24 protein-coding genes and 1 pseudogene are annotated in these 25,529 nt (G+C 65.2%); 19 read left to right on the forward strand and 6 right to left on the reverse strand.

The features are described from left to right. The first annotated feature begins 125 nt into the window (after positions 1–125). The 9 genes and pseudogenes from purB to LNV23_RS02260 all read left to right on the forward strand — a co-directional run bounded on the left by purB (position 126) and on the right by LNV23_RS02260 (position 6,467). Positions 126–1,511 (forward strand): adenylosuccinate lyase, encoded by a 1,386-nt coding sequence (gene purB / locus LNV23_RS02220; RefSeq protein WP_263561449.1) that lies wholly within the window; start codon positions 126–128, stop codon positions 1,509–1,511. Between the two features lie 251 nt (positions 1,512–1,762). Further along, complete coding sequence (locus LNV23_RS02225) at positions 1,763–2,788, forward strand: GrpB family protein (RefSeq protein WP_263561450.1); 1,026 nt, start codon at positions 1,763–1,765, stop codon at positions 2,786–2,788. A 66-nt stretch (positions 2,789–2,854) separates the two neighbouring features. Further along, positions 2,855–3,226, forward strand: a complete 372-nt coding sequence (locus LNV23_RS02230) for a DUF1801 domain-containing protein (protein ID WP_263561451.1) — start codon at positions 2,855–2,857, stop codon at positions 3,224–3,226. Next, positions 3,223–3,585, forward strand: a complete 363-nt coding sequence (locus tag LNV23_RS02235) for a hypothetical protein (RefSeq protein WP_263561452.1) — start codon at positions 3,223–3,225, stop codon at positions 3,583–3,585. Before LNV23_RS02230 ends, LNV23_RS02235 begins: the two co-directional genes overlap by 4 nt. 54 nt (positions 3,586–3,639) lie before the next feature. Continuing rightward, positions 3,640–4,158 carry a GNAT family N-acetyltransferase gene (locus LNV23_RS02240; RefSeq protein WP_263561453.1) on the forward strand — a complete coding sequence of 173 codons (519 nt, stop codon included), beginning with the start codon at positions 3,640–3,642 and terminating at the stop codon, positions 4,156–4,158. Next, positions 4,158–4,709, forward strand: coding sequence for a GNAT family N-acetyltransferase (locus tag LNV23_RS02245; protein ID WP_263561454.1), 552 nt, complete (start codon positions 4,158–4,160; stop codon positions 4,707–4,709). Before LNV23_RS02240 ends, LNV23_RS02245 begins: the two co-directional genes overlap by 1 nt. A 193-nt stretch (positions 4,710–4,902) precedes the next feature. Then, positions 4,903–5,505: an NADPH-dependent FMN reductase gene (locus LNV23_RS02250; protein ID WP_263561455.1), complete on the forward strand. Its 603-nt coding sequence runs from the start codon at positions 4,903–4,905 to the stop codon at positions 5,503–5,505. Then, positions 5,499–5,930, forward strand: a pseudogene (locus LNV23_RS02255) (GNAT family N-acetyltransferase); the annotation flags it as partial. The gene LNV23_RS02250 and the pseudogene LNV23_RS02255, both read left to right, overlap by 7 nt. 108 nt (positions 5,931–6,038) lie before the next feature. After that, positions 6,039–6,467 (forward strand): GNAT family N-acetyltransferase, encoded by a 429-nt coding sequence (locus LNV23_RS02260; RefSeq protein ID WP_263561778.1) that lies wholly within the window; start codon positions 6,039–6,041, stop codon positions 6,465–6,467. Between the two features lie 22 nt (positions 6,468–6,489). Here LNV23_RS02260 and pepF read toward each other — a convergent pair whose 3' ends face one another. Further along, positions 6,490–8,379, reverse strand: a complete 1,890-nt coding sequence (gene pepF / locus LNV23_RS02265; protein WP_263561456.1) for an oligoendopeptidase F — start codon at positions 8,377–8,379, stop codon at positions 6,490–6,492. A gap of 130 nt (positions 8,380–8,509) precedes the next feature. Further along, positions 8,510–9,403, reverse strand: coding sequence for a TIGR02285 family protein (locus LNV23_RS02270; RefSeq protein ID WP_263561457.1), 894 nt, complete (start codon positions 9,401–9,403; stop codon positions 8,510–8,512). A 126-nt stretch (positions 9,404–9,529) separates the two neighbouring features. On the opposite strand from LNV23_RS02270, the gene LNV23_RS02275 reads away from it, so the two are divergent. The 9 genes from LNV23_RS02275 (at position 9,530) to LNV23_RS02315 (ending at position 19,914) form a co-directional block, all read left to right on the forward strand. Then, entirely contained in the window at positions 9,530–9,934 is a 405-nt protein-coding gene (locus LNV23_RS02275) for a hypothetical protein (protein WP_263561458.1), read from the forward strand. Positions 9,935–10,034: 100 nt separating this feature from the next. Further along, complete coding sequence (locus LNV23_RS02280; protein ID WP_263561459.1) at positions 10,035–10,865, forward strand: NYN domain-containing protein; 831 nt, start codon at positions 10,035–10,037, stop codon at positions 10,863–10,865. A gap of 40 nt (positions 10,866–10,905) precedes the next feature. Further along, positions 10,906–12,477: a class I SAM-dependent DNA methyltransferase gene (locus tag LNV23_RS02285; protein ID WP_263561460.1), complete on the forward strand. Its 1,572-nt coding sequence runs from the start codon at positions 10,906–10,908 to the stop codon at positions 12,475–12,477. Continuing rightward, positions 12,467–13,966, forward strand: a complete 1,500-nt coding sequence (locus tag LNV23_RS02290; protein ID WP_263561461.1) for a restriction endonuclease subunit S — start codon at positions 12,467–12,469, stop codon at positions 13,964–13,966. The genes LNV23_RS02285 and LNV23_RS02290 overlap by 11 nt, the downstream gene beginning before the upstream one ends. After that, complete coding sequence (locus LNV23_RS02295; RefSeq protein ID WP_263561462.1) at positions 13,959–14,318, forward strand: hypothetical protein; 360 nt, start codon at positions 13,959–13,961, stop codon at positions 14,316–14,318. The genes LNV23_RS02290 and LNV23_RS02295 overlap by 8 nt, the downstream gene beginning before the upstream one ends. Positions 14,319–14,393: 75 nt before the next feature. Beyond that, positions 14,394–15,668 carry an AAA family ATPase gene (locus tag LNV23_RS02300; RefSeq protein WP_263561463.1) on the forward strand — a complete coding sequence of 425 codons (1,275 nt, stop codon included), beginning with the start codon at positions 14,394–14,396 and terminating at the stop codon, positions 15,666–15,668. After that, a complete protein-coding gene (locus tag LNV23_RS02305; protein ID WP_263561464.1) occupies positions 15,665–16,258 on the forward strand; it encodes a hypothetical protein in 594 nt (197 codons plus the stop codon). Before LNV23_RS02300 ends, LNV23_RS02305 begins: the two co-directional genes overlap by 4 nt. A gap of 150 nt (positions 16,259–16,408) precedes the next feature. Next, positions 16,409–16,579, forward strand: coding sequence for a hypothetical protein (locus LNV23_RS02310; RefSeq protein WP_263561465.1), 171 nt, complete (start codon positions 16,409–16,411; stop codon positions 16,577–16,579). 137 nt (positions 16,580–16,716) lie between these two features. Next, positions 16,717–19,914, forward strand: a complete 3,198-nt coding sequence (locus LNV23_RS02315; protein WP_263561466.1) for a type I restriction endonuclease subunit R — start codon at positions 16,717–16,719, stop codon at positions 19,912–19,914. 70 nt (positions 19,915–19,984) lie between these two features. Here the strand turns inward: LNV23_RS02315 and LNV23_RS02320 are convergent, their stop codons facing one another. Further along, complete coding sequence (locus tag LNV23_RS02320) at positions 19,985–20,944, reverse strand: sensor domain-containing diguanylate cyclase (protein ID WP_263561467.1); 960 nt, start codon at positions 20,942–20,944, stop codon at positions 19,985–19,987. 141 nt (positions 20,945–21,085) lie between these two features. Between LNV23_RS02320 and LNV23_RS02325 the strand changes: the two genes are divergently transcribed. Then, the gene (locus tag LNV23_RS02325) at positions 21,086–21,448 is read left to right on the forward strand and encodes a nuclear transport factor 2 family protein (protein ID WP_263561468.1); all 363 of its coding nucleotides are present in this window, start codon (positions 21,086–21,088) and stop codon (positions 21,446–21,448) included. Here the strand turns inward: LNV23_RS02325 and LNV23_RS02330 are convergent. From LNV23_RS02330 to LNV23_RS02340, 3 genes are all read right to left on the reverse strand, one after another. After that, positions 21,441–22,004 carry a hypothetical protein gene (locus LNV23_RS02330; protein ID WP_263561469.1) on the reverse strand — a complete coding sequence of 188 codons (564 nt, stop codon included), beginning with the start codon at positions 22,002–22,004 and terminating at the stop codon, positions 21,441–21,443. The two genes, LNV23_RS02325 and LNV23_RS02330, sit on opposite strands and share 8 nt — an antisense overlap. 104 nt (positions 22,005–22,108) lie before the next feature. Next, the gene (locus LNV23_RS02335) at positions 22,109–22,573 is read right to left on the reverse strand and encodes a GNAT family N-acetyltransferase (protein ID WP_263561470.1); all 465 of its coding nucleotides are present in this window, start codon (positions 22,571–22,573) and stop codon (positions 22,109–22,111) included. Next, positions 22,573–25,344 (reverse strand): patatin-like phospholipase family protein, encoded by a 2,772-nt coding sequence (locus LNV23_RS02340; protein ID WP_263561471.1) that lies wholly within the window; start codon positions 25,342–25,344, stop codon positions 22,573–22,575. Before LNV23_RS02340 ends, LNV23_RS02335 begins: the two co-directional genes overlap by 1 nt. Positions 25,345–25,529: the final 185 nt, after the last annotated feature.

Genomic DNA, 25,529 nt, shown 5'->3' on the forward strand with positions numbered 1-25,529 from the left:
TCCGCGGCTAAAATCTGCGGGTTTTTCCCGAGCCGAGGGCCGCTGCGAGAGCAGGGCCAGCCTGGCGGCGCGGGCAATCGCACCTCCCCCTCATCAGCCCTGGCGGCCCGCAGCCGCCCACTGCCATGACCACCCAGTCCACCGCCTCGCTTTCCTCGATCAGCGCCCTCTCGCCCCTGGATGGCCGCTACGCCGCACGCGTGGCGCCGCTGCGCCCGCTGCTGTCCGAGTTCGGCCTGATGCACCGCCGCGTGCAGGTCGAGGTGGAATGGTTCATCGCACTGTCTGACGCCGGCTTTGCCGAGTTCAAGCCCCTGAGCGAAGCCGCGCGCGGCCTGCTGCGCAGCCTGGTGGCGCGCTTCTCGGAAGCTGACGCGCAAGCGATCAAGGACATCGAGAAGACCACCAACCATGACGTCAAGGCGGTCGAGTACTGGCTCAAGGCCCGCTTCGACGCCAGCACCGAGTTGAAGGCGGCCGGCGAGTTCGTGCACTTCGCCTGCACCAGCGAAGACATCAACAACACCAGCCACGGCCTGATGCTCAAGGCCGCACGCCAGGATGTGTTGCTGCCCACCATCGACCGCATCATTGCCAAGCTCGGCGCCATGGCCCACGCCACCGCAGCCACGCCCATGCTCAGCCGCACCCATGGTCAGACTGCCAGCCCCACCACCGTGGGCAAGGAAATCGCCAACGTCGTGGCCCGCCTGCGCACGGCACGCACCCGCATCGCCGAGGTGAAACTGCTGGCCAAGATGAACGGTGCCGTGGGCAACTACAACGCCCACCTGAGCGCTTGGCCCGAGTTCGACTGGGAAAGCTTCAGCCAGCGCGTCATCGAAGGCCAGCTGGGCCTCACCTTCAACCCCTACACCATCCAGATCGAGCCGCATGACTACATGGCCGAGCTGTTCGACGCGACGACGCGCCTGAACACCATCCTGATCGACTGGTCCCGTGATGTCTGGGGTTATGTCTCGCTGGGCTATTTCAAGCAGCGCACGGTGGCCGGCGAGATCGGTTCTTCGACCATGCCGCACAAGGTCAACCCGATCGACTTCGAAAACGCCGAGGGCAATTTCGGCCTGGCCAATGCCTTGCTGACCCACCTGAGCCAAAAGCTGCCGATCAGCCGCTGGCAGCGTGACCTGACCGACTCCACCGTGCTGCGCAATATGGGCGTGGCCATCGGCTACGCCGTGCTGGGATATGAGTCTCTGCTCAAGGGCCTGGACAAGCTGGAGATCAACGAAGCCGCGCTGGCGCAAGACCTGGACAGCGCCTGGGAAGTGCTGGCCGAGCCCATCCAGACCGTGATGCGCCGCTATGCCTTGCCCAACCCCTATGAGCGCCTCAAGGAGCTGACCCGCGGCAAGGCCATCACAGCCGAATCGATCCGAGAGTTCATCAACGGCCTGGAGCTGCCCGAAGCCGAGAAGACCCGCTTGCTGGCCATGACGCCAGGCAGCTACACCGGCAAGGCCGCGGAACTGGCCAAGCGCATCTGACTGCAGAACTTCCGCTGACTTCACAATTCAGCGGATGGGTCGAGGAGGCACCCTGCGGGGTGCTTTTTTTTCGACCACATGCTGAAACAGGGTGACGTGAGCTGGGGATCATCCGAGGTGGTCTTTGGCGCTCCGGCGTGGGACCCTGCAGTTCGTGCCGCCACCGAAGCGAGAATGCCAAGCACGTTCTGCCCGCATGAACGATCCAAAGTTGCGGCAGCCCAAAACAAGACCGCTCCCGAGGAGCCTTCATGGAAATACTTGTTCAACCCTATGACGCCGAATGGCCAGGCCAATTCGAAGCGGAAGCCCTGGGCCTGCGCCAGGCCTTGGGCGACCAGGTGCTGGCCTTGCATCACATCGGCAGCACCGCCATCGTCGGCATCCATGCCAAGCCGGTCATCGACATGCTGCTGGTGGTGGCCGAGCTGAGCGAACTCGACGGCCCCGCCTGCGCGCAAATCCATGCGCTGGGTTACGAGGTCATGGGCGAGTTCGGCATCGCCGGCCGGCGCTATTTCCGCAAGACGCGAGCGGACGGCCGGCGCAGCCATCAGCTGCACAGCTTCGCGCTCGGCAGCGCCCACATCGATCGCCATCTCGCGTTTCGGGACTATATGAACGCACATGGCGACGCGGCCCAGGCCTACAGCGCCTTGAAGCAGCGCCTGGCGGCCGCCCACCCGGACGATATGGCGGCCTATATGGACGGCAAGGACGGTTTCATTCAGGAACAGCAGCGCCTGGCATTGAGCTGGCGCCAGCGCCAGCGCGCACCGGGCCCTCGCCCCTTTGTTGCCTTCTCCTCCATGCCCTTCTCGCAAAACCTCCAACTTCGCTACGAACACGACAGCGACGGCAGCGGCGAGCTATTCGCCGAAGCCCAATGCGGCGCGTTTTCGGGGGCCGGGTCGGCCTGGTTCAAGCAGGCCGAGTTGTTGGCCTTTGGCGAGAGCCTCTACCGCAGCTTCCCCATTCCCACCGGGACCGAGATCCGCCTCGAAGGCGGCGAGTGGAAGCGCGACGGAGATCACTATCGTCTGGCCGATGTCTGGCTGGGCCTGCGGGTCTACCCGCTCGGCCTGACCGGCACGGTCGCCATTCACGTCGAGCTGGCCGCAGTCGACAGCCGAGAGCAGGCCCGCCAAGACAGCCAAAGCCGGGCGCGCTTTGAGATCTGCACGGGCTATGAGGAGATTCGCCGCTTCGGGGGAGAACTCTTGCAGATGATGCGCACATCGACAGGTACAGCCACCCTCTATCGCGACGCGCCATGAGCCACAGCGCAGCGCTTGGCCATCCGGCCTAACATCCAAACCACACAGATCCACCAGAAGCGCGCCATGGCTGCAAAATCGATTGAACACTGGCTCGAAGACATCCGCCTGCTCAACGAAGAGGGCCACAGCCTGGCCGTGGCGCTGCGCGCCTTGCTGCAGCGGCAGTTCCAGCCCCTGGAGGAGGAGATCAAGTACGGCGGCCTGTTGTTTGCCAGCGGCCCGCACTTCTGCGGCGTGTTCGTCTACCGCCAACATGTCTCGCTGGAGTTCGGCCATGGCGCGGCCATCGCCGATGCACTGGGGCTGCTTGAAGGCAGCGGCAAGCTGCGCCGCCATCTGAAGCTGCGCAGCCTGGACGATATCGCCAGCAAGCAGGTGGCGCACTACCTGGCTCTGGGCCTGGCGGCAGCTCAGAGCGCCGAGGGTCCGCCATGAAGGGGCCAGGGCCGCGGCGCGGCCGCTTGCTGTGGCTCGCCCTCTTGCCATTGCTGCTGGCACTGGGTGCCTGTGCCAGCTCGGACCTGGATGCCCGCCTGGCCTATTGGCAACAGGAGACCACCCGCAGCCTGCCCCTGGGCAGCAGCCTGGCCGACGCGCAGGCCTTCTTCAGCGCCCGCGGCGCCACTTTGCTGTGCTGCGTTCGCATGCCGCCCCAGGCCGAGCGGCACTATGTGCTGGAGCGGCGCCTGGGCCAGGGATTCATGAGGGAATACGACGTGGCGGTGCTGGTCGAGCTCTCGCCTGCGGGGCGTGTCGCCTCGCTCAGCGTGCAGCGCTGGGGTGTCGGCTGGTAGGCTGGCAGCCCATCGCCAACGCCATCGCTGGAACCACTGCACAGGATTTGCATCTTGAAGACCCTGCACACCGAACGCCTGAACATCCGCCCCTTGCGCCTCGCCGACGCGGGCTTCATGTTGCGCTTGCTCAACGAGCCCAGCTGGCTGCGCTTCATCGGCGACCGCGGCGTGCGCACGCTGGAAGACGCCGAGCGCTATCTGCAGCAAGGTGCGCTGGAAAACTACGCACGACTGGGCTTTGGTTTTTGTGCGCTTGATTTGCGCTCCGGCGGCGTGACCGTGGGCATGTGCGGCCTGACCCAGCGCGACTATCTGGACAGCCCCGACATCGGCTTTGCCTTCCTGCCCGAACATGCCGGCCAAGGCCTGGCCTTCGAGGCCGCCAGCGCGGTGATGCAGGACGCCCGCGAGGCCTTGGGCCTGCGCCGCATCCTGGCGACCACACGCCTGGACAACCAGGCATCACAGAAACTGCTGCTCAAGCTCGGTCTGCAGTTCGAACGCATCATTCGCAGCCCCGACGGCAGCCGCGATCTGCAGCTCTACGCCTGGCAGGCGAGCGCGTCCTGATGGCGCAGCCCGCCCTCATCAGCTTGCGCTCGGCCGAGCTGGCTCGCGACCGCGCGGCCTTGCTGCAGCTGAACACCGAGTACATGAGCTGGGTGATGGGCCAGCTGCAGCAGCATCTGGGCGTGTCCACCGAACAAGCCCTGGGCATGCCCTTGGCGGACTATGTGGCGAAGCATCTCGATGAGATCTGCCAGCCCCCAGGCGGCCGCTTCTACCTGGCCTACCTGGGCGGCGAGCTGGCCGGCATGGGCGGCTTGCGCGCCTTGACGCCTGGGCTGGGCGACCTCAAACGCATCTACCTGTGCCCGGCCAGGCGCGGCCAGGGCCTAGGCGAAGCCCTGGTGAAGCAGTTGATCGGCGATGCGCGCAGCCTGGGCCTGAAGCAGCTCTGCCTCGATTCCGCGCCTTTCATGACGGCGGCGCATCGCCTGTACCGGGCCCAAGGGTTTCGCGACGCTAGGCCTTACCCCGGTGCCGAAGTGCCCGAGCATCTGCACCCCGGCTGGTGCTTCATGACGCTGGATTTGAGCGGACCGCAAGATGCGGGCTGACGGCGCAATAGGCCGCGGCCTGGCAAGCACTGATGATGAAGTTCCGCGGCCTGTACGGCGGTGAACGCGAAACCCTGCCTTCACGCTTGGCACAGGGGCCCGAGAAGCGCTATGCACCCTGGAATGCCAGGCACCAGGCTTGAGCTCCGCAGCTGCCGTGCAGAATCAGGGCCACACTGCCGATTGAAATCAATTGCCAAGCTCTCATCTCATCAGTCCTGCTCAGCCCCGCCAGGCCACGACGGCCATCCTGACCCTGTGCGGCAGCCTGCGCCAACACTCGCGTTGCAAGGCCTTGCTGGAGGCGAGCCGGCTGCGCGCCGGGCCGGATCTGCGCTTCAGCCACTTTGAGGGTCTGGGTGCGCTGCCGCTGTTCAACCCCGACCTGCTCGAGGCCCAGGCGCCGCCAGCCGTTCAAGCCTTCTGGCGCGCGGTGGACGCGGCCGATGTACTCCTGATCGCCAGCCCAGAGTACGCGCACGGCGTCACGGCCGTCATCAAAAACGCGCTCGATTGGCTGGTCGGCCACATCCCCTTCACCGACAAACCGGTGGCGGTGTTCAACCCCTCGTGCCGCGCCAGCCATGCCGATGCGGCTCTGAAGGAAACCCTGCGCACCATGTCGGCCCGCTTGATCGAGGGCGCCTGCCAGCAGCTGGATGCCACGCGCAGCCGCTTGAGCGCCCAGGACATGGCGGCCAGCCCCGACTTTGCACCCACGCTCGATGCCGCCCTGCAAGCCATGCGCAGCTTCGCGGCCCAACACCTCCACGCCGACACGCAAGCCCCATGCTGATCCCCACCCTGCACACCGAGCGCCTGAGCCTGGAACCGCTGAGCGCCGATTGCGCCGCGCTGTACGAACGCTTCTACACCGACGCCGAGGCCTCGGCCTTCTACAACGGGCCGCTCAGCCCGGCCGCCGCCTGGGCGCGCCTGGCGTCCGATCTGGGCAGCTGGCATCTGCAAGGCTTCGGGGTCTGGGCCATCCGGTTGCGGCTGCCCGACAGCCCGGACAAGTTGGTCGGTGTCTGCGGCTTCTGGCAAGGCCAAGGCTGGCCGCGCGAGCTGACCTGGTGGCTGCTGCCCGAGTTTCGCGGCCGTGGTCTGGCGCAGGAGGCTTCGGTGGCGGCCATCGCTCATGCCTACGAGCAGTTCGGCTGGGAGCAGGTGCAGACCTACACCAAGGATGACAACCACGCGGCGCGCCAGCTGGTGCAGCGGCTCGGGGGTCAGGTCTTGCGCCGCGAGCTCTTTCCGGACGGGGTGGAGCGCCATCTCTATCTGCTGCCCCGGCCCGCGCCTGGCCAGCCCTGTGCGCCCGCACACCTGCAGCTGCTGCTCAGCGAAGAAGCCGAGGAAGCGCTGCGCCAGGCCATCGTCCAGCCCCTGGTGGCCTACAACCAGAGCCACGCAGCGCCCAGCCAAAGCCGGCCGCTGGTGATCAGCGTAAGCGATCCGCGCAGCGGCGCCGTGCTGGGCGGGCTCTGGGGCTACACCTCCTATGGCTGGCTGTTCACCCAGCTGCTGGTGGTGCCGGAGGAGGCGCGCGGCCAGGGCCTGGGCCGGCGCCTGCTACAGATGGCCGAGGCCGAAGCCCAGGCGCGCGGCTGCCACGGCGCCTGGCTGGACACCTTCGAGTTCCAGGCCCGCGGTTTCTACGAGAAGCAGGGCTACCACTGCTTCGGCGAATTGCCGGACTATCCACAAGGCGGCTCGCGCTTCTTCATGCAGAAGGCCTTGCCGCCTGCCATCTGAAGCGCGGCCAGTCCTTTACTTTTTACTTCTTCGCCAGCAGGGTCTCCAGCTGGTCGATCGCCCGGTTCATGCGGCGCAGCAGGGCGCGGTATGGCTCGGGCGTGGCCAGGTCCAGACCGGCGGCTTTGGTCAGTGCGTAGGCATCAGCCGAGCTGCCGGACTTCAGCAAGGTGAAGTAACGCTCACGGAGCGCGGTGTCGCCCTGGCCTATGCCCTCGGCAAAGAAGGCCGCGGCGCTGACGCAGGTGGCGTACTGGTACACGTAGAAATCGCGGTAGAAGTGCGGGATATAGGCCCACTCGATGCCGTAGAGCGGGTCGATCTTGACCACGTTCTGCGCGTCGCCGTGGTAGCGCTTGAGCAGGTCCAGGTAGATCTGGCTCAAGCTTTCGCCGGTGACGGCCTCGCCTTTTTCCACCGCCTCATGCGAGGCCAGCTCGAACTCCGCAAACATGGCCTGGCGGAAGAAGGTGCTGCGGATGTTCTCCAGCTGCTGGCTCAGGGCGAAGATCTTTTCCTCGCGCGTCTTGGCGTTGGCGATCATGTAGTCGGCCAGCAGCAGCTCATTGGCGGTGGACGGGATCTCGGCGATGAAGGTCGAGTAGTCGGCCGTCTCGAAGGGCTGGTTGGCGTTCGAGTAGACCGAGTGCATGGCATGGCCCCACTCATGGGCCAAGGTGGACATGCCCAGGTAGTCGCCGTTGTAGCTCATCAGCAGGAAGGGGTGGACGTCATAGGCCGCGCCGTTCATGTAGGCGCCCGAAACCTTGCCGCGCTGCGGCACCGAGTGCATCCAGTTCTGCTTGAAGGCCGCAGCCAGCTTGCCCGTGTACTCGGCGCCCAGCGGCTGCAGGGCTGCCAGCGTCAAGCGTTCCGCCTCGGCCTGGCTGTACTCACCCGAGGGCTTGGCCAGGGGCACATACATGTCCTGGTAGCCGGGCTTCTTCAGGCCCAGCACCTGGCTGCGCAGCTTCAGATAGCGGTGCAGCGTTGGCAGGCCGGCATTGGCCTCTTGCACCAGGCTGCGGTAGACAGCCTCGGGGATGTTGTCGCTGCCCTGGGCCATGGCCACGCTGCTGGGGTAGTTGCGCGCCCGGGCCATGAAGACGGTGCCGCGCAGATTGGCGGCGTAGACCGCGCCCAGCGTGCGCTCGTACGCTTTGTAAACCGGCCAGAAGGCCTTGAACACCTGCTCGCGCACTTTCGGGTCGGCGTCCGAGCGGTAGGCGGTGTACTGCTCCTGGTCCAGCACCACCTCCTTGCCGCGGATCTTGATCTTGGGCCAGGGCAGATCGGCATTGGTCAAGAGGCCGTAAATGGCGCCGGGCTGCTGCAAGGGATCGGCGGCGCCGGCCAGCAAGGCCTCTTCCTTGGGGCTGAGCGTGTGCTCGGCCAAGCGCAGCATGGTGCGCAAGCCCTGACGGTGCTTGGCCAGGCCCGGCTCGGCAGCCAGATAAGCCTCAACCTTGACGGAAGCCATCGCGCCCACCTCGGCGCTCACGAACGACGCCGCCTCGCCGAACTGGTTGCCCACGGCATCGGCCAGCTGGCGGCGCGCCTGGTTGTCGCTGTGCTGGGTGTTCTCGTCGGCCTTCTGGGCGGCATAGGACTGCAGGCGATTCAGGCGCAGGCGCAGGGCCGAGATCTGGTCCAGGCCAGCGCGCAGGCTTTGCGCGCTCTGGCCCAGGGTGCCCTGCAAGGCCTTGATCTTGGGAAGCTCGGCCAGCAAGGCCAGGCGCTCGGCGTCCCAGGCGGCGTCGCTGGCGTAGAGCTGGCTCAGGTCCCAGACCTGGGTGCCGGCGGCGCTGGCCTGAGCCTGCTTGGCCGCGGGTTTGGCGGCAGCCTGGGCCGGCGCAGTGGTTTGCAGCAGCATCAAGGAGGCGGCGGCGAGAGCAAGAGCGGTACGTTGCATGGCGATGAGTTCCCGGGAGGCGGAGCTGAGGAATATGCGGAGGCAGGCATTGTGCGCGGGCGCGAGCGGCCCAGCCGCTGGTCACGGACGGGTATTCCCTGGGCTGCGGCAGACCGCCGCCGTGACTCGCTCAGGGCGCGCCCAGGCCCGGCGTCGGCACGCGACGCGTCAGGTTGAAAGCGCGCATGGCCGGGCCGTAGAGGCGCTCGACTTCCGGCGTGGTCCAGCGCGATTCCGGCAGTCCGAGGCCGGCCGTGCGCGCCAGTCCAGCCACCACCGCGTCGATGCGCAGGATCGCCTCGCGGCCCCAGGCGGTGCGGGGGCAGAAGGTCGACACCACATTCATCGCGTCATTGCCCTGGATGGGCACGGGCAGCAGATCCTCGTACTTGCGGCCGTCCTGGCGCTGCCGATGCAGGAGCATGAAGTCGTAGTCGATCGTGTAATCGGCGCGGTCCAGACGCAGCATTTCGAAGAAATTGCCGCCCATATTCGTGCCGCCCAGCACCTCCACCGTGGCCTCCGCCGGGCGCTTCGCCAGCTGCGCATCCAGCGCCACGCCGTAGCTGCGCTCGCGCACCAGGAGACCGCGCAAGCCGGGCCGGGCCAGCAGCTCGGGCAAGCGCACCCGCCCCGCACTGTCGCGCGGCAGCTGCTTGAGCGCGCGCCGGTGCGCAATCAGCTGCAGCGGCGGCACCAGCTGCAAGTCGCTGACCCAGTAGCGCTGCTCACGCTCGGGCGTGCGCAGGCCGCCGACATAGCAAAGCGGCTCGCCCGCATCGAGCAAGGCATAGATGCGCGCCGCGCTGGCCACCACATAGCGGTGCTCGATGCCGGGCAGCTCGCGCACGATGGCTTTGAGGATCGCATCGGTGCTGCCCTCGCCCGGCTTGCCATCCACCGGCATCGACACCGGCGCGAAGTCCTGCAAAGCCCAAATCATCACCGGCTGGGCGCGGCAGCAAGCAGCGGCCAGCGCGAGCACCACGGCCAGGGGCCAGAGTCTTGGAGAGGCGATCCGCATGCCCCGATGCTATCCAGATTTCGCAGCTGCGCAGCCATGCTCTTGCACGCAGGCCCGCCGCCATAATTCGCGCCACGCGGGCTTGCGCAGGGTGAGCTCGGTCCACCCAGGCCCAAGGATTGCGCGATGACCCCCCTGTTCAAGAAACTCAACCTGGGCCAGCAGCGCCAGCTCACCGTGCTGAACGCCCCGGCCAGCTTTGAGCCCGAACTGAGCGCCCTGCTGACGCAAGACCCGACCCTGCAGCTGCAGCGCGAAGCCGGCCCGGCGCCGCTGCACTTTGCCCTGGCCTTTGCCATCACCCAGGCCGAGCTGGACCAGGCCTGCCGCGCACTCCTGCCCCTGGCCGAGGGCGACGCCCTGATCTGGATCGCCTACCCCAAGCAAAGCTCCAAACGCCTGCGCGGCGAGTTCAACCGCGACAGCGACTGGGCCCTGCTGCGTGCCGCCGGCTTCGACACCGTGCGCCAGGTCGCCATCGACGAAGACTGGTCGGCGCTGAGGTTCCGGCTGCAGGAATACATCGGCTGAGGCGCAGGCAAGGGAGCAGCGCGCTGCACCGCTCTGCACAAGGCTCCGCTGCGTCTATCATCCCCGCCGACACAGGGACGGAAGAGAGGCGGAACAGCCCATGACGATGCTCCAACAACACCCCCATCAGCAGGCGCTGCTCGGGGCCGACGCGCGCGTGGCCGTGCTGGTCGACTGCGACAACACCACCCCAGACATTCTGGAATTCGCCCTCCGCGTGGTGGCGCAGTTCGGCCGGGTGGTGCTGCGGCGCGGCTACGGCAACCACAGCACCTTGGCCAACAAGTGGCAAGAGGCGCTGGTGCGCCTGGCCTTCACGCCCTGCCTGCAGTACCAGTACGCCGCCGGCAAAAACACCTCGGACATCGCCCTGGCCATGGACGCCATCGAGGCCCTGTTCGACCAGCGCGCCGATGTGTTCTGCCTGGTCACCAGCGACTCCGACTTTGCCGGACTCTGCCGCAAGCTGCGCGAGCGCGGCGCGACGGTGCACATCGTGGGCGAGGCCAAGTCGCCCGATGCGCTGCGCAATGCCAGTGACCAGTTTTTTGAATGGGCCCCGCCAGCGCCGGCGCCTGCACCGGCTGTCGCCGCCAGCACAGCCAGCAGCACGCCAGCGGCCGTGGTGCCGGCTGCCACCGTCGCCGCGCCGGCTGCCAAACCCGCCGCCAAAAAGCGGCCCAAAGCCTTGCTCAGCGCCGTCAGCCTGCTGGCCGCCGACACGCCCGATGGACGGGTCGGCTTGGGCGCCCTGGGCCAGTACCTCAAGCGCACCAACCCCAGCTTCACGCCCAAGATCTACGGCCACACCGCGCTGTCCGATATGGTGCGCTGTTACCCCGAGCTGGCCCTGTCGGTCGAGAACGGCTCGGGCCACTGGGTCAGCCTCAAACCCAAGGCCGAAACGGCCGCCCCTGCAGCCACGGCCTGAGCCTTGCAGGCACCCCGCCCCTTTCCCCGTTCACTTCCCCATGCTCGACGACATCAAGAAAACCCTCTGGGCCACGGCCGACAAGCTGCGCGCCAATATGGACGCGGCCGAATACAAGCACCTGGTGCTGGGCCTGATTTTTGTGAAGTACATCTCCGACACCTTTGCCGCGCGCCGCGCCGAGGTGGTGGCCCGGCTGGCGGACCCGGCCGATGAGTACTTCTACGGCGACGCCAGCCCCGAGGACCTGGCCGCCGAAGCCGATGACCGCGACTACTACACCGCCGTCAACGTCTTCTGGGTGCCCGAAGACGCACGTTGGGAGAGCCTGCGCGCCCAAGCCAAGCGGCCCGAGATCGGCAAGCTGATCGACGAGGCCCTGAGCCTGATCGAGGCGGACAACCCCAAGCTCAAAGGCATTCTGGACAAGCGCTATGCGCGCGCCCAGCTGCCCGACGGCAAGCTGGGCGAGCTGGTCGATCTGGTGTCCACCATCGGCTTCGGCACCGACCCTGGCGCTGCACGCGATGTGCTGGGCCAGGTGTATGAATACTTCCTCGGCATGTTCGCCAGCGCCGAGGGCAAGCGGGGCGGGCAGTTCTACACGCCGGCCAGCATTGTGAAAACGCTGGTCGCCGTGCTGGCGCCGCACCACGGCCAGGTGTATGACCCCTGCTGCGGCTCGGGCGGCATGTTTGTGCAGTCCGAGCGCTTCATCGAGGCGCACGGCGGCAAGCTCGGCGATGTGTCCATCTACGGCCAGGAAGCCAACCCCACCACCTGGCGCCTGGCCGCCATGAACCTCGCCATCCGCGGCATCGACTTCAACCTCGGCCGCGAGCCTGGCGACACCTTCACACGCAACCAGCACCCCGATCTGCGCGCCGATTTCATTCTGGCCAACCCGCCCTTCAACATCAGCGACTGGTGGCATGGCAGCCTGGAGGGCGACCCGCGCTGGCAATACGGCGACCCGCCGCAAGGCAATGCCAACTACGCCTGGCTGCAGCACATGCTGCACCACCTCAAACCCAGCGGCCGCGCCGGCATCGTGCTAGCCAATGGCTCCATGTCCAGCAGCCAGAACAACGAAGGCGTGATTCGCGCCGCCATGGTGGACGCCGATGTGGTGGAGGTGATGATCGCCCTGCCCGGCCAGCTGTTCTTCAACACGCAGATTCCGGCCTGCCTGTGGTTCCTGGCCAAGAGCAAGCCCGCCGCCCGCAAGGGCCAGGTCTTGTTCATCGATGCGCGCAAGCTGGGCCGCATGATTTCTCGCGTGCAGTGCGAGTTTGCTGACGAAGAGATTGAGCGGATTGCGGCGGTGGTGGCGGCGTGGCGCGGTGAAGCACCGGCCGGCGAGGCTGTGGGCCATGAGTACGCCGATGTGCCGGGCTTCTGCCGCAGCGTGCCACTGGCCGAGATTGCGCAGCATGGCCATATGCTGACGCCGGGGCGCTATGTGGGCGCCGAAGCGGTGGAGGACGACGACGAGGCCTTCGCCGAGAAGATGACACGGCTGACTGAGAAGCTGGGCGAGCAGATGGCCAAGGGGGCTGAGCTGGATGCGCTGATCCGGGCGAAGCTGGGGGGGCTGGGGTATGAGTTCTGATTGGCCGCTAGTTCAGCTTGGCGCCCTGCTTAGTATTCGCCATGGGTGGCCATTCAAGAGTGAGTTCTTTCAGCCAGATGACGAGTCAAGTGCCAAACTGCCAATCGTCGTCGCCATCGGGAATTTTGAGTACACGGGCGGGTTCAGATTCGGGTCGACGCAGATCAAGCGATACGCCAGCACCTTTCCGACGGAGTACATCCTCAAGGCTGGCGACATTCTGTTGGTAATGACATGCCAAACCTCTGGTGGCGAAATACTCGGCATTCCCGCACGTGTGCCCGATGACGGCAACGTCTACTTGCATAACCAGCGACTCGGTCGCATCCATATATCGACCACCGCACTCGACACCTCGTTTGCATATTGGCTATGCTTAACGCCGGCCTTCAATAAGCATCTGGTTGACTCAGCCACTGGTACGAAGATTCTTCATACGGCGCCTAGTCGAATCGAGTCGTTCAAGTTTCGGCTGCCTCCCCTTCGGGAGCAAATTGAAGTCGCGGCGACCTTGGATGCCCTCGACTCGCGCATTCGGCTCCTCCGCGAAACCAACGCCACGCTGGAAGCCATCGCCCAGGCGCTGTTCAAGTCCTGGTTCGTGGACTTCGACCCCGTGCGCGCCAAGCTCGCCGGCCGCGCCCCCGAAGGCATGGATGAAGCCACCGCCGCCCTCTTCCCCGACAGCTTCGAGGACTCAGCGTTGGGGGAGGTGCCGAGGGGGTGGCGCGTTCAATCGCTTGACAGCATTGCAACCTACTTGAACGGGCTCGCTCTTCAGAAGTTCCCGCCCGAAAGCGCAGGGGAGTACTTGCCCGTGGTAAAGATCGCACAGCTCCGGGCTGGCAACACGACCGGCGCCGACCGTGCGAGCGCGCGGCTCAAGCCCGAGTACGTAGTTCGCGATGGCGATGTGCTTTTTTCGTGGTCAGGCTCATTGGAAGTTGAGTTCTGGTGCGGCGGTGACGGTGCTTTGAACCAGCACTTGTTCAAGGTGACTTCGAGCACCGTTCCTAAATGGTTCTATTACTTGGCGACTCGGCATTTCCTGCCTAGCTTCCGTGAGATCGCTGCCCACAAGGCCACGACGATGGGACACATCCAGCGCAAACACTTGACCGAGGCCAAACTCGCTTTGCCTTCCGCCAGGAATATCTGGCCCACTCCATCAGTCCCGTTCAAATCATCACAAGCAGAGGAGGACCCCATGGAAGACACCGTTCGAGTGCCATTCAAGGTTGAAGAAAACGGATCGCTCACCTACTTCTTCCCGGATTGCCGCGACAGCAAAGGCTACAAGGTCGGCCCCAAAGAGGCCGCGACGTATCACACCGACTACTGGGCCGCGCTTGCGCATGTCATGAGTTTCGGTCAGCCCGAGTTCAGGCGAAAGAACGCCAATGGGAACCGAGGCCGTGTGGTCTGCAACCCAGGCGATGTACGAGCCTTCCCCAGGAGCCACATTCAGCGGATGTTGTCGAATGACTGAGCGCGCGAGCAACAAGGGTTTCGATTCAAAAGACCGCCAAGAGTTCTGGACGGCCGTCCTGACCCGGTGGCCGCTGCAGGCGCTTGAGCAGCTGACTCTGCAGGACTACACCCAGACCGAAGACCGCGAGAACTGCCGTTCAACCTGGGTGAAGTACGGCTGCGAATCGCTTGGCGCAACTCACACCCGTGGTACTTGGTACGACACCATCGGCATCTTTGCGGTACCTCAAGGCATGGACCTGAGCCGCTACCTTGAAAAAGGCCGGCGGCTGAGGGATGCGCAGGAAATGAGTCAGAACGTCGATCTGCTGCCGGGAGCGCAGGCGCTCAACGAGGAAGCGGTGGCATGAGTCCCGCACAATACGCGTCGGCCGCATTGCCCTGTCTGGGCGCCGCGCCTGCATCCCCCCTGTAGAAAGCCCGACATGCTGCAATCCCTGACCCTGAAAGGCGTTGGACCGGCCAAGCAACTTGGACCGGTGGAGTTCGCGCCTCGCATGAATTTCTTAACCGGCGACAACGGCCTGGGCAAGAGTTTTTTGCTGGATGCCGCCTGGTGGGCCTTGACGCGAACCTGGTCCAGAGGCGTACCAGCGGCCCCTCAGAAAGCGGCCAAGAGTTCCAGCATTGCGTTTCGCTACAGCAAGTCCACACCCGGGGCCTATGACGAGTCGGTCACTTTTGACCACCTTGACGGGGTCTGGCCGCTCAAGCAGGGGCGCCCCCCGATCCCCGGCGTGGTCATCTACGCAGGAGTGGACGGCAGCTTCTCGGCCTGGGACCCCGCCCGCAATTACTGGAAGGACAAAGACGCATCGCCCTCGGTCAAGCCACGCGGCTTCAACTTCTCGCCGGAACAAGTCTGGAAGGGGCTGCAGGGGCCCGATGGGACCTGGTACTGCAAGGGCCTGATTCACGACTGGGTGCTTTGGCAAAAAGGAAAGGACCCTGCGTTCAAGGATCTGGTCACGGTCTTGGATGCCTTGTCCCCTTCAGGGATCGAGAAGCTCACGCCGGGTGACCCGGTGCGCCTGGGTGAAGATGTGACCGACCACCCCTCGCTGCGCATGCCCTACGGCCAGGATGTGGCCCTGGTCCATGCTTCGGCGGGCATGCGGCGTATTGCCGCCCTGGCCTATCTATTGGTGTGGACTTGGCGCGAGCACGAGCGTGCGTGCGAGCGCACGCGGCAGAACAAGGCCAAGGAAGTCATCTTTCTCATCGATGAGATCGAGTGCCATTTGCACCCGCAATGGCAACGCCGCATCGTGCCGGCCTTGCTGCGTGTCATGGAAGCGCTCACAGGCAAGAAGGTGCCGGTGCAACTGATTGTGGCCACGCATTCGCCGCTGGTGCTGGCATCGGTGGAACCCGCGTTCGACATCGAAAAAGACGCCATCTTCAACATCCGTCTGAAAGACCATCAGGCCGTGATCAATGCCGAGCTCTGGGCACCCGAGGGCGACGTGGTCAATTGGCTGGTGTCGCCGGCCTTTGGTTTGCAGCAGGCCCGATCGGTCGAAGCCGAGCAAGCGATTGAGGCTGCCGAGGCCTGGATGCGGGGCGACACGGACAATTTGCCGCAAGAACTCAATACACGGGACAAGATTCACAAGGCGCTGCTCAAGAGCGTGCCGGGGCATGACATCTTTTGGCCGCGTTGGGTGGTGCGGACCGAGCCCAAGGGGCGCAAGGCATGATCCCGGTCTCGCGCAGCGTGCTCAAGAAGGAGCCCGTCGGCTTTGATGAGAAATGCCGAAAAAAGGGTGCCGGCTGGCTGGCCCGTAACCCCAAGGCGACACGCAAAGCCAAACGTCCCAAGGACTTTTGGAGCCCCTTCCGGCCAGCCCTGGCGGAGGCCTTCACAGACCGCTGTGCCTACAGCGCGATGTACGAACCGAATGGCACGGTGGACCATTTCAAGCCTGTCAACACCGATGAGTCGCTGGCCTACGAATGGAGCAACTACCGTTACGTCACAGGCTGGATCAACAGCAGCAAGAACAAGCGGCCCAAGGTGCTGGACGCGTTTCAGGTCAAGGCCGGATGGTTCGAAGTGCTGCTGCCCTCGCTGCAATTGGTAGCCATCAAAGCAAACATCCCGCCCAGGCTCCATGCGCTGGTGGACCGAACACTGAATGATCTGCATCTGGTCGACGACGAGCGCATCGTGCGCCTAAGGCGGGAGTGGTTGCGGATGTATGAAGACCAAGAGATCAACCTCGAAGGCTTGAGGAAAAAGGCCCCGTTGATTGCTGCGGCGATCGAGAAAAGAGATGCCGTGGCCTGATTTGGAACTCTGCGTTTTCTATTCGCATGCCTTGCCGGGTAAGGCGTGCTCGATCCGCTTTGATTGCGCCCACGCTCATTAAAGAGTGCTTTAACAGGCCCGCCCCCATTCAAGACTGCTTTCATACCGACCACCACCAGACCTATCTTCGTGCACCCCTATACCAAGATTCAATTCTTGGTCGATGCGGGCATTGCCAAGCGTCAGACGGCATCCAGCTATTTGCAAACACTGGCAGGTTTGGGACTGCTGCGCGCCAGCAAACAGGGTCGGGAGATGTATTACATCAACGATGCCCTGTTCGCGGAGCTGGTGGCTTAAGGGGGAGCATCTGTCGATGCAATCGACGGATGCGCCAGACATGTCGAAATTCTTGCTAAATTTCGACGCATTCCGGCTTCATGTCGATCACATCGACATGTGAATTCAAACAAGAGCCATCGCCTGGGGAGGCGCGTGTGACCGAAGATCAACTAGAGAAAGAAGCACTGTCATGGCTAGTTGAGACCGGCTACACCCACCGCCATGGCGCCGACATCGCGCCCGATAGCCCGGCTCCCGAGCGCAGCGACTACCGCCAAGTGTTGTTGCGCGGCCGGCTCAGCTCAGCCATCCATCGACTGAACCCCGACATCCCGACCAGCGCCCGCGACGATGCGCTCGCGCAGCTGCTGGACCTGGGCATCCCTGCGCTGCTGTCGGCCAACCGCGCCTTCCACAAGCTGCTGGTGAGCGGCGTGCCGGTGCAGTACCAGAAAGACGGCGAGACGCGCGGCGACTTCGTTCGCTTGATCGACTGGGGTGATGGGGCGGCCAACGAATGGTGGGCGGTCAATCAGTTCACCATCAAGGGCGCACACCACACGCGCCGGCCAGACATCATCTTGTTCGTCAACGGCCTGCCCCTGGTGCTGATCGAGCTGAAGAACCCGGCCGACACGCAGGCCGACATCTGGAAGGCCTTCGATCAGATCCAGACCTACAAGGCGCAGATCCCCGATGTCTTCCAGTACAACGAGCTGCTGGTGATTTCGGACGGCAGCGAGGCGCGCATGGGCTCGCTGTCCAGCGATGAAGAACGCTTTCAGCAGTGGCGCACGATCAGCGGCGTGGACCTGGACCCGCTGGGGCAGTTCAACGAGTTGGAGACGCTGGTGCGCGGCGCCTTGGCTCCGGCGATGCTGCTGGACTACCTGCGCTACTTCGTGCTCTTCGAGGACGACGGGCGGCTGATCAAAAAGGTTGCGGGCTATCACCAGTTCCACGCGGTGCGCGCAGCGATTGAGCACGTGGTCGCAGCCAGCCGGCCAGACAGCAACGCGGCCCAGCGTGGCAAGGGGGGTGTGGTCTGGCACACCCAGGGCAGCGGCAAGAGCATCACCATGACTTGCTTTGCGGCGCGGGTGATGCAAGAGCCGGCGATGGAGAACCCGACCATCGTCGTGATCACCGACCGCAACGACCTAGACGGCCAGCTGTTCGGCGTGTTCAGCCTCGCGCAGGACTTGTTGCGCGAGCAGCCGGTGCAGGCGAGCACGCGGCAGGAGCTGCGCGCGCTGCTGAGCAACCGGCCCTCGGGCGGCATCGTCTTCGCGACCATCCAGAAGTTCATGCCCGGCGAGGATGAGGACCTGTTCCCCATGCTCTCGGACCGGCGCAATATCGTCGTCATCGCCGACGAAGCGCACCGCACGCAGTACGGCTTTGAGGCCAAGTTGAAGGAGGTGAAGGTTCGCGGCGGGCAGGCATCAAGCGCCTTGACCACAGACGGCGCAGCGCCAGCGCACGCGGCGGGGGATTTTGAGTCCCCCGCGTACAAGACCAAGTACCAAGTGGGCTATGCCCAGCATCTGCGTGACGCCCTGCCCCATGCCACCTTCGTGGCCTTCACCGGGACGCCGGTGTCAGCGGCAGACCGCGACACGCGCGCGGTGTTCGGTGACTACATTCATGTCTACGACATGCAGCAGGCCAAGGAAGATGGCGCCACGGTGGCCATCTACTATGAGTCGCGCCTGGCCAAGCTGCGCCTGAAGGACGAAGAACTGCCCACCATCGACGACGAGGTGGACGAGCTGGCCGAGGACGAAGAGGAAAGCACCCAGGCCAAGCTCAAGAGCCGCTGGGCGGCGCTGGAAAAGGTGGTCGGTGCCGGGCCGCGCGTGGCCAGTGTGGCGGCCGATCTGGTGACGCACTTTGAGGCGCGGGACGCGGCCCAGCGCGGCAAGGCCATGCTGGTGGCCATGAGCCGGGACATCTGCGTCCACCTCTACGACGAGATCGTCAAGCTGCGGCCGGGTTGGCATGACGCCGATCCTGAGCGGGGCGCCATCAAGATCATCATGACCGGCTCAGCCAGCGACAAGGCGCTGCTGCGCCCGCACATCTACAGCAGCCAGGTCAAGAAGCGGCTGGAGAAGCGCTTCAAGGACCCGGCCGACCCGCTCAAGCTGGTGATCGTGCGCGATATGTGGCTGACCGGCTTTGATGCGCCTTGCGTGCACACCATGTACGTGGACAAGCCCATGAAGGGCCACAACCTGATGCAGGCCATCGCCCGCGTGAACCGCGTGTTCAAGGACAAGCAGGGCGGCCTGGTGGTGGACTACATCGGCATCGGCAACGAGCTGAAGGCGGCCATGCGCGAGTACACGGCCAGCCACGGGCGCGGCCGGCCGACCGTGGATGCGCATGAGGCCTATGCCGTGCTGGCGGAGAAGCTCGATGTGCTCAGGGCCATGCTGCATGGCTATGACTGGAGCGGCTTCCTGACCGGCGGCCACAAAACTTTGGCGGGCGCAGCCAACCATGTGCTGGGTCTCAAAACAGAAGGCAATCGCGACGGCAAGAAGCGCTTCGCCGACGCAGCCCTGGCGATGAGCAAGGCCTTCACGCTGTGCTGCACGCTGGACGAAGCCAAGGCCGTGCGCGAGGAAGTGGCCTTTCTGCAAGCGGTGAAGGTGATCCTGACCAAGCGTGAGATCTCACAGCAAAAGAAAACCGACGAGCAGCGCGAGCAGGCGATCCGCCAGATCATCAGCCAGGCCGTGGTGTCCGACGCCGTGGTGGACATCTTCGATGCGGTCGGCCTGGACAAGCCCAATATCGGTTTGCTCGATGACGAGTTCCTGGCCCAGGTGAAGAACCTGCCCGAGCGCAATCTGGCGGTGGAGCTGCTGGAGCGGCTGCTGGAAGGCGAGATCAAGTCAAAGTTCGCCAGCAATGTGGTGCAGCAGAAGAAGTTCTCCGAGCTGCTGGGCAATGTGATCACCCGTTACCAAAACCGCTCGATCGAGACGGCGCAGGTGATGGAAGAGCTGGTCGAGATGGCCAAGAAGTTCCGCGACGCGGCCTCACGCGGCGAGGCGCTGGGGTTGAGCGACGATGAGGTGCGCTTCTACGATGCCCTGGCCAACAACGAATCGGCTGTGCGGGAGCTGAGCGACGAAACGCTGAAGAAGATTGCCCACGAGCTGACCGAGAACCTGCGCAAAAACCTGAGTGTGGACTGGTCCGAACGCGAGAGCGTGCGTGCCAGCCTGCGCCTGATGGTCAAGCGCATTCTGCGCAAATACAAATACCCGCCGGATATGCAGGATGCAGCGGTGGAACTGGTGTTGCAGCAAGCTCAAGCCCTCGGGGAAAGCTGGGCCTGATCAAGCCCGCGCAACGCACCTCACGACTCACGACTCACGACTCACGACTCACGACTCACGATTCACCCATTCACCCATTCACGCCCCCCGCCCACCTCCACCGATCCCGACCCGCCGCCTTGGCTTGGTACAGGGCTTCGTCGGCGCGGTGGCAGAGTTCGGCGATGGTGTCGCCGGACCGGGCCAGAGTCAGGCCGGCCGAAGCGGTGTAGCGCATGGCTGCTTGCTCGGGCGCCAGGGGCGCGGCCTGGCGCGTGCGTTCGAGCAGGCGTTCGATCACGGCCTGGGCCTGCTCGGCGCTGACGTCAACCAAGAGCAGCGCGAACTCCTCGCCGCCCATGCGGCCGCAGGCGTCGACGCGGCGGCTGCAGGCTTGCAGCTGGCGGGCGAAGTCGCAGATGACAGCGTCGCCGGCGGCATGGCCGAGGCTGTCGTTGATGCGCTTGAAATGGTCCAGGTCCAGCAGGGCCACGGCCATCTGGCCGGCGCCGATCTGCACACGGCTGAGCTGCTCTTGCATCTGCTGCAGCACATGGGCGCGGTTGCTGATGCCGGTCATGGCGTCGGTCTGGGCGGCACGCAGGGCACGGTCGCGCTCTTGGCGCAGGGTGCGGCCGTCGATCTTGAGCGCCGTGATGTCGCTGGCGCTGCAAAACATCCAGCCGTCCGGCTGCGTGGTTTCGGTCATCCAGATCCAGCGGCCATCAATCAAATCGGCCTCGAAGGCGCGGAAGGGCTGCTTGCCGCGCCGTGAGGCGGCACCGGCCAGCCAGGCCTCGGCATCGGAATCGGCCGCGCTCATGACATTGCCACGGCCGCTGGCGAGGTTGCGCCGCATCATGTCCAGCCAGCGAGTTTGGCCATCGGGCCGCACATCAAAGGTCTGGCAAAACGCTTCGTTGGCGAAACGCAGCACGTCTTGGTCGTCAAACAGGGCCAGCAGCTGCGGGCTGGCTTGGTGCAGGGCCAGGAGCTGGCGCGCCAGCAAGGTCTGCTCGGCATCGGCCTGGCTGAAAGGGGCGGCGTCCATGCTTAGGGTGGGCTATGTGGCACAGCAACTGCAGAGCGCACATCTTCGCCGCAAATGGGCGGCCTTGTGGCGACATTGGGGAGCGGCCGTCGCGTTCCAGCACAGAGAATGTGAGCCTTGCTCGCGACGGTACGTTGCCCCATGACCGAAGAACTCGCCCCGCTGATCCTGCGCCTCGAAACGCAGCGCACCCAGGCCCTGGTCGCCAAGGACCTGGCCACAGCCGAGCGCCTGCATGCACCCGACTACCAGCTCATCACGCCCGGCGGCGGCAGCTTCGACAAGGCCGGCTATTTGCAAGCCGTGGCCAGCGGCGAGCTCAACTATCTGGACTGGCTGATCGAATCGCCGCAGCTGCGGCTGGCGCCCACCATGGCCTTGATCCGCTACCGTGCCACCCTGGAATTTGCCAGCGGCACGGTGCGCTGCTGGCACACCGATGCCTATGAATGGCGCGACGGCCAATGGCAGGCCGTTTGGTCGCAGGCCACCGCCATCAAGTAGTCACGGCCGACACTGCGAGCTTCTCTTCCTCACGCGCCACTTGTTCGGTCAGCCCCAGCGCGAAGGTCTCAAGGCGCGGCAAGGCCGAGTGCGGGAGCACGGTCTGCAAATGCTGGCAGATGCGCAGGGCATAGCGGGGCCGGGTCAACACGGACAGGCGCTCCAGCACCTGCTCCAAGGCCTCCATCAATTCTTCTTCATTGCCGCTGGTGTGCACCAAGGCGGCGAGCGCCTGGGCCTCAGGGCCGCGGATCATCTGCAGGACATCGACGATGTACATCTTGGCGGCAGCCGAGGAGCGCCGCTCGGCCTGGGCGAAGAGACGGGCAGGTGCCGCGCGGGGCGCAGGAGCGGCAGGCCGGTCCAGATTCAGAAAACCCAGGCCGGCCAGGCGCTCCATGGCGGCAGCGCCGCCCACACCCACCATGCCGGCCAGCTCCTGCAAGGCCCGCTCACCATTGGCCAGCACCAGGATCTGGCGGTCACGGGCATTCAGGGCGGGGTCACGCAAGCGCAAGGCCTCGCGCCCGGCCTCGGTCTTGGTGGGGTATTTCATGGCGGCAGCTCCGCAGGAGAGGAATCAGCGCGGCTCAGCCGCTGGAGTCACTTTGTAGCGCCACCCAATGACGCCCATGTGAAGCCCCTCACCCCCTCACCCGTTCACCGATCTCCATTCACCCCCAACACCGCCAACATATCCTGCCCTTCCGCATCCAAGCCCTCTTCGACAAAACCATGGCGGGCATAAAGCCGGCGCGAGCCTTCGTTGTCCAGGTGGTAACAGATCTCCACTTCACGCACCACCGGGTCGGCGGCGATCTCGCGGATGGCGGCTTGCAAAGCCAGACTGCCCAGGCCGCAGCCCTGGTGCGGCAGCGCAATCATGAAGCGCCAGATGGACACGCGGTGCACCGACTGCGGCACCCACATCATGAAACCGACCAGCTCCGTATTGGCATGGATGGCGCGCACCTGGTAGCCGGGGTTGTAGGCGGCCTCCAGCAGCGACCAGGTGTTGCTGGCCAGCATGTCTTTTTGCGGATCGCTCAGGGGCAGGTCGCAGATGGCTTCGTAGTTGTCGCAGGTCACGGGCTGCAGGCTGACTTCGGGTGTCGGGGTGTGCATCAGTTTTGGGGGTAGCTGTCAGGAATGCCCTGCACACCCGTGCCGCGCCGGGCCATGCGCAGCAAGGGCTTGCTGAGGCAGGCATCGGCCAAGCATGCCAGGGCCGACAGGGAGAAGATCAAAGTCACGGTCAGGCCAAAGACCCATGGCACCCAGTTCATGGGCAGCAGCGCCAGCAAAGCCGCAAAGACCCAGGCATTGCGGTAGTAGCCCAGGGTGCGCCGCTGCGTGGGCGTCTTGCGTCGCCACCACAACTGCAGCCACTTCAGCGGCAGGGGCTCGGGCGGCGGCAAGCCGAACTCGCGCCGGCGGGCACGGTCGACAAGGCGCCTGCGGACTGCCACCAAGACGGCGCAGCCGAGCACCACAAAGCCCCAGGAGACCCAACTCCAAGCCCCATGGAACAGAACATGCACAAGGCTGGGGCTGGCAAGCGACCACGCATTTGGCAGCCCCGTCAGCAGGGCCCGCAGCAGCCACGGCCCCTGGCCCTCACGACTGAGGCCGAAGATCACCGCCAGCGCCAGCAAACTCAGGACCGCCTGACGCCCCACCGGCCCCCAGAGCGCCAGCAGGCGCAGAAAACGATGGTGGCCCGCGCGCAACAAGCGCTCGCGGCGACGCATGGCGGCAGGATCGGCGAAAGGCGGCTCATAGGGCGCTGACGGTCCATGCGTCCAGCCGGGGTGATGGGCCAAGGGCGATCCGACCTGCCGCAAGGGCCCCAGGTTCTCTTCGGCCTGCAGATAGCCCTGACGGATCAAGGCCTCGGCCTCCAGATCGCTGAAGGCATCGAGGTCGGTGCGCAGCCGGGCCAGCAGGCGGCGCTCGCGTTCGTCGGCAAGGCGCAGGCGCGTGGCTGGCGGCAAGGTCTGCTCAGCCTCGGGCGAGCGCCCGGCGTGCGCGGTCTCTTCCATCATCTGCCGCCCTCGTTGCCCGGGCACCCCGGATTCGATGCGGAAGTTGATCACGGCCTTGAGCGCGCGCATGTTCAGGAACTCTTGCGCCTGCGGACTGAGCCACTCCAGCGACAGCCGTTCGCTCAGACGCTGGCGCTCGCGCAGCTCATGGCGGAAGAGATTGAGCGGCAGCTCGGACAGGATGGCCGTCAGCCGCGCGCTCAGGCCCAGTCGGCCGACCGAGGCCTCTTGCTGCTCGGTCTCGAAAATGCCGCCGGGGTCGCTGGCGATGATGAGGTTGCATTGCTCATCCAGCAGCGCCATCGTGCCCATATTGTCGAAAACACCCCCATCGGTCAGGCCCAGGGTGCGCACGCGGCGGTCGTCGTAGAAATCGGACAGCAAATAGGGCGGGAACACCGGCGGAAACGCCGCCGAAGCTGTCACGGCCTGGGCCAGGGGCAGCGCATCCCACTCGGACTCCGCTCGGGGCGAAACCATCCAGGCGCCACGGAGCTTGTAGACCTCCAGAACGAGGCGACACAACTGCTCCAGCGCCATCGTTTGCAGGGGGCGCTGGCTGAACTCATTGCCGCGCCCCACCAGGGCCACTCGGACGCGCGCGCCCAGCTCCTGGTCAAGCCCTGCGAGCGCCTCCCAAAACCGCTCCCGATGCTGCTCACGAGACAAGCCGTCATCCACCCGGGGCTCACGCTTCGCGCCCACGGTCAAGAACCAAGCGGCCGTCTTGAGCAACCGCAAGCGCCCTGCCTCGGCATCGCTGAAGGCCTGCACCAGCGCCAAGGTCTGGGCAGGTGCATCGTGACCTCGCCCTTGCAAGCACCAGCTCAAAGCCGGGACCAGACCACTCAGCGGCGCGACATCGCCCTGGCCCCAGCAGGCGAGCACGGCATCGGCCCAGGCTCGATCGCCCGGCTGCAGCGTTGGCTGCGGCAGGTCCGGATCATCGGGATAGAGCAAGCGCTTGCGTTTCAGCAGTTGGTCGCCAATCTCCTCATAACGGAGATGGCCAACGTACCACTCACCCAGCTCCGCATGCGAGAACCAGAAGCGCGCGCCGGAATTGAGCGAGGTGGCGTTGATGATCAATCGCGTCAATGCCGAGCCCGGAGGACGCCATGGAGAGGGCGCCCACAAGGCCTGGTGGTTGTAGTTTTCCGAGCCGCCCGCCCGAGCCGAAGCGGGTGCACGCAGGCGCAGGGCACGAATGGAAATGCCCACATCCGGATCTCCGGGCAGCTGTCCAACAGCGCGCGCGACAGAGGCGCGCATCTGAAGCCAAAGGCTCCGGAACGTCGAGCGCGCTCGTTTCAGTACCTGCCACCATGCGAGGCTCACGACCGGCGGCGCCGGATCCAGGTAGCCCCTGGCTCGGACCCGTTGCACCGCGCCTGCCAAGAGCTCTCGCTCATAGACTTTGGCCATGGCGGTCGCCAGGGATGAAGGACCGAGCACAACCCAGGCCAGTTTGAACGGGTGCATCAACAAGCGCGTGCGCAGATTGCGCTGCGCCGCACGACGCATGTCTTGCTCCACCCGCAGCACCAGCTGCAGATATTCCGCACGGCTCAGACCGGCCTGACGCGCTGGCAGGTTGGCCAGCATGGGCTGCTCCAGCTCCGCCTTCAGATGCATCAGGTACAGCGCCCCCACCACCGAGCCGCCTGACACGGTAGACAGCACCTCGACATAACGCAGCAGGTCCAGCTCGGCCAGGCGGCGCAGCACGCCGACATGGAACAGCGAGGCGCGAAAGCCTCCGCCGGCCAGGGCCAGGCCGAGCTTGTGGCGGGAGGCAGACTGGCTGGCGCAGGACGCAGCAGGCGCAATGGTGGGGGCGGGAGAGCTCATGAACAAAGGAACCGACAGTTCGGGCGCTGACTGTACGCGCTGCAGAGGCTGCGGGCGCTCGGTGGATGCACCGAGCGAGGCTGCGCTGCTCGATCTTGGTGTTAGCCCTCTCACGGCGCTCCCACAGGCGGTGCCAGCATGCCAGCCGCTGGCAGCTTCTGCGTCGTGAGCCGAGTTGAAGGCGG

The organism is Kinneretia sp. DJ1R-11 (assembly GCF_025717595.1).
Lineage (GTDB): Bacteria > Pseudomonadota > Gammaproteobacteria > Burkholderiales > Burkholderiaceae_C > Paucibacter_A.

Excerpts from the sequence above, each read along its gene's own strand:
- purB (WP_263561449.1), top strand. The coding sequence starts at position 126 with ATGACCACCCAGTCCACCGCCTCGCTTTCCTCGATCAGCGCCCTCTCG.
- LNV23_RS02225 (WP_263561450.1), top strand. The coding sequence starts at position 1,763 with ATGGAAATACTTGTTCAACCCTATGACGCCGAATGGCCAGGCCAATTC.
- LNV23_RS02230 (WP_263561451.1), top strand. The coding sequence starts at position 2,855 with ATGGCTGCAAAATCGATTGAACACTGGCTCGAAGACATCCGCCTGCTC.
- LNV23_RS02235 (WP_263561452.1), top strand. The coding sequence starts at position 3,223 with ATGAAGGGGCCAGGGCCGCGGCGCGGCCGCTTGCTGTGGCTCGCCCTC.
- LNV23_RS02245 (WP_263561454.1), top strand. The coding sequence starts at position 4,158 with ATGGCGCAGCCCGCCCTCATCAGCTTGCGCTCGGCCGAGCTGGCTCGC.
- pepF (WP_263561456.1), bottom strand. The coding sequence starts at position 8,379 with ATGCAACGTACCGCTCTTGCTCTCGCCGCCGCCTCCTTGATGCTGCTG.
- LNV23_RS02270 (WP_263561457.1), bottom strand. The coding sequence starts at position 9,403 with ATGCGGATCGCCTCTCCAAGACTCTGGCCCCTGGCCGTGGTGCTCGCG.
- LNV23_RS02275 (WP_263561458.1), top strand. The coding sequence starts at position 9,530 with ATGACCCCCCTGTTCAAGAAACTCAACCTGGGCCAGCAGCGCCAGCTC.
- LNV23_RS02280 (WP_263561459.1), top strand. The coding sequence starts at position 10,035 with ATGACGATGCTCCAACAACACCCCCATCAGCAGGCGCTGCTCGGGGCC.
- LNV23_RS02285 (WP_263561460.1), top strand. The coding sequence starts at position 10,906 with ATGCTCGACGACATCAAGAAAACCCTCTGGGCCACGGCCGACAAGCTG.
- LNV23_RS02290 (WP_263561461.1), top strand. The coding sequence starts at position 12,467 with ATGAGTTCTGATTGGCCGCTAGTTCAGCTTGGCGCCCTGCTTAGTATT.
- LNV23_RS02295 (WP_263561462.1), top strand. The coding sequence starts at position 13,959 with ATGACTGAGCGCGCGAGCAACAAGGGTTTCGATTCAAAAGACCGCCAA.
- LNV23_RS02300 (WP_263561463.1), top strand. The coding sequence starts at position 14,394 with ATGCTGCAATCCCTGACCCTGAAAGGCGTTGGACCGGCCAAGCAACTT.
- LNV23_RS02305 (WP_263561464.1), top strand. The coding sequence starts at position 15,665 with ATGATCCCGGTCTCGCGCAGCGTGCTCAAGAAGGAGCCCGTCGGCTTT.
- LNV23_RS02320 (WP_263561467.1), bottom strand. The coding sequence starts at position 20,944 with ATGGACGCCGCCCCTTTCAGCCAGGCCGATGCCGAGCAGACCTTGCTG.
- LNV23_RS02325 (WP_263561468.1), top strand. The coding sequence starts at position 21,086 with ATGACCGAAGAACTCGCCCCGCTGATCCTGCGCCTCGAAACGCAGCGC.
- LNV23_RS02330 (WP_263561469.1), bottom strand. The coding sequence starts at position 22,004 with ATGAAATACCCCACCAAGACCGAGGCCGGGCGCGAGGCCTTGCGCTTG.
- LNV23_RS02335 (WP_263561470.1), bottom strand. The coding sequence starts at position 22,573 with ATGCACACCCCGACACCCGAAGTCAGCCTGCAGCCCGTGACCTGCGAC.
- LNV23_RS02340 (WP_263561471.1), bottom strand. The coding sequence starts at position 25,344 with ATGAGCTCTCCCGCCCCCACCATTGCGCCTGCTGCGTCCTGCGCCAGC.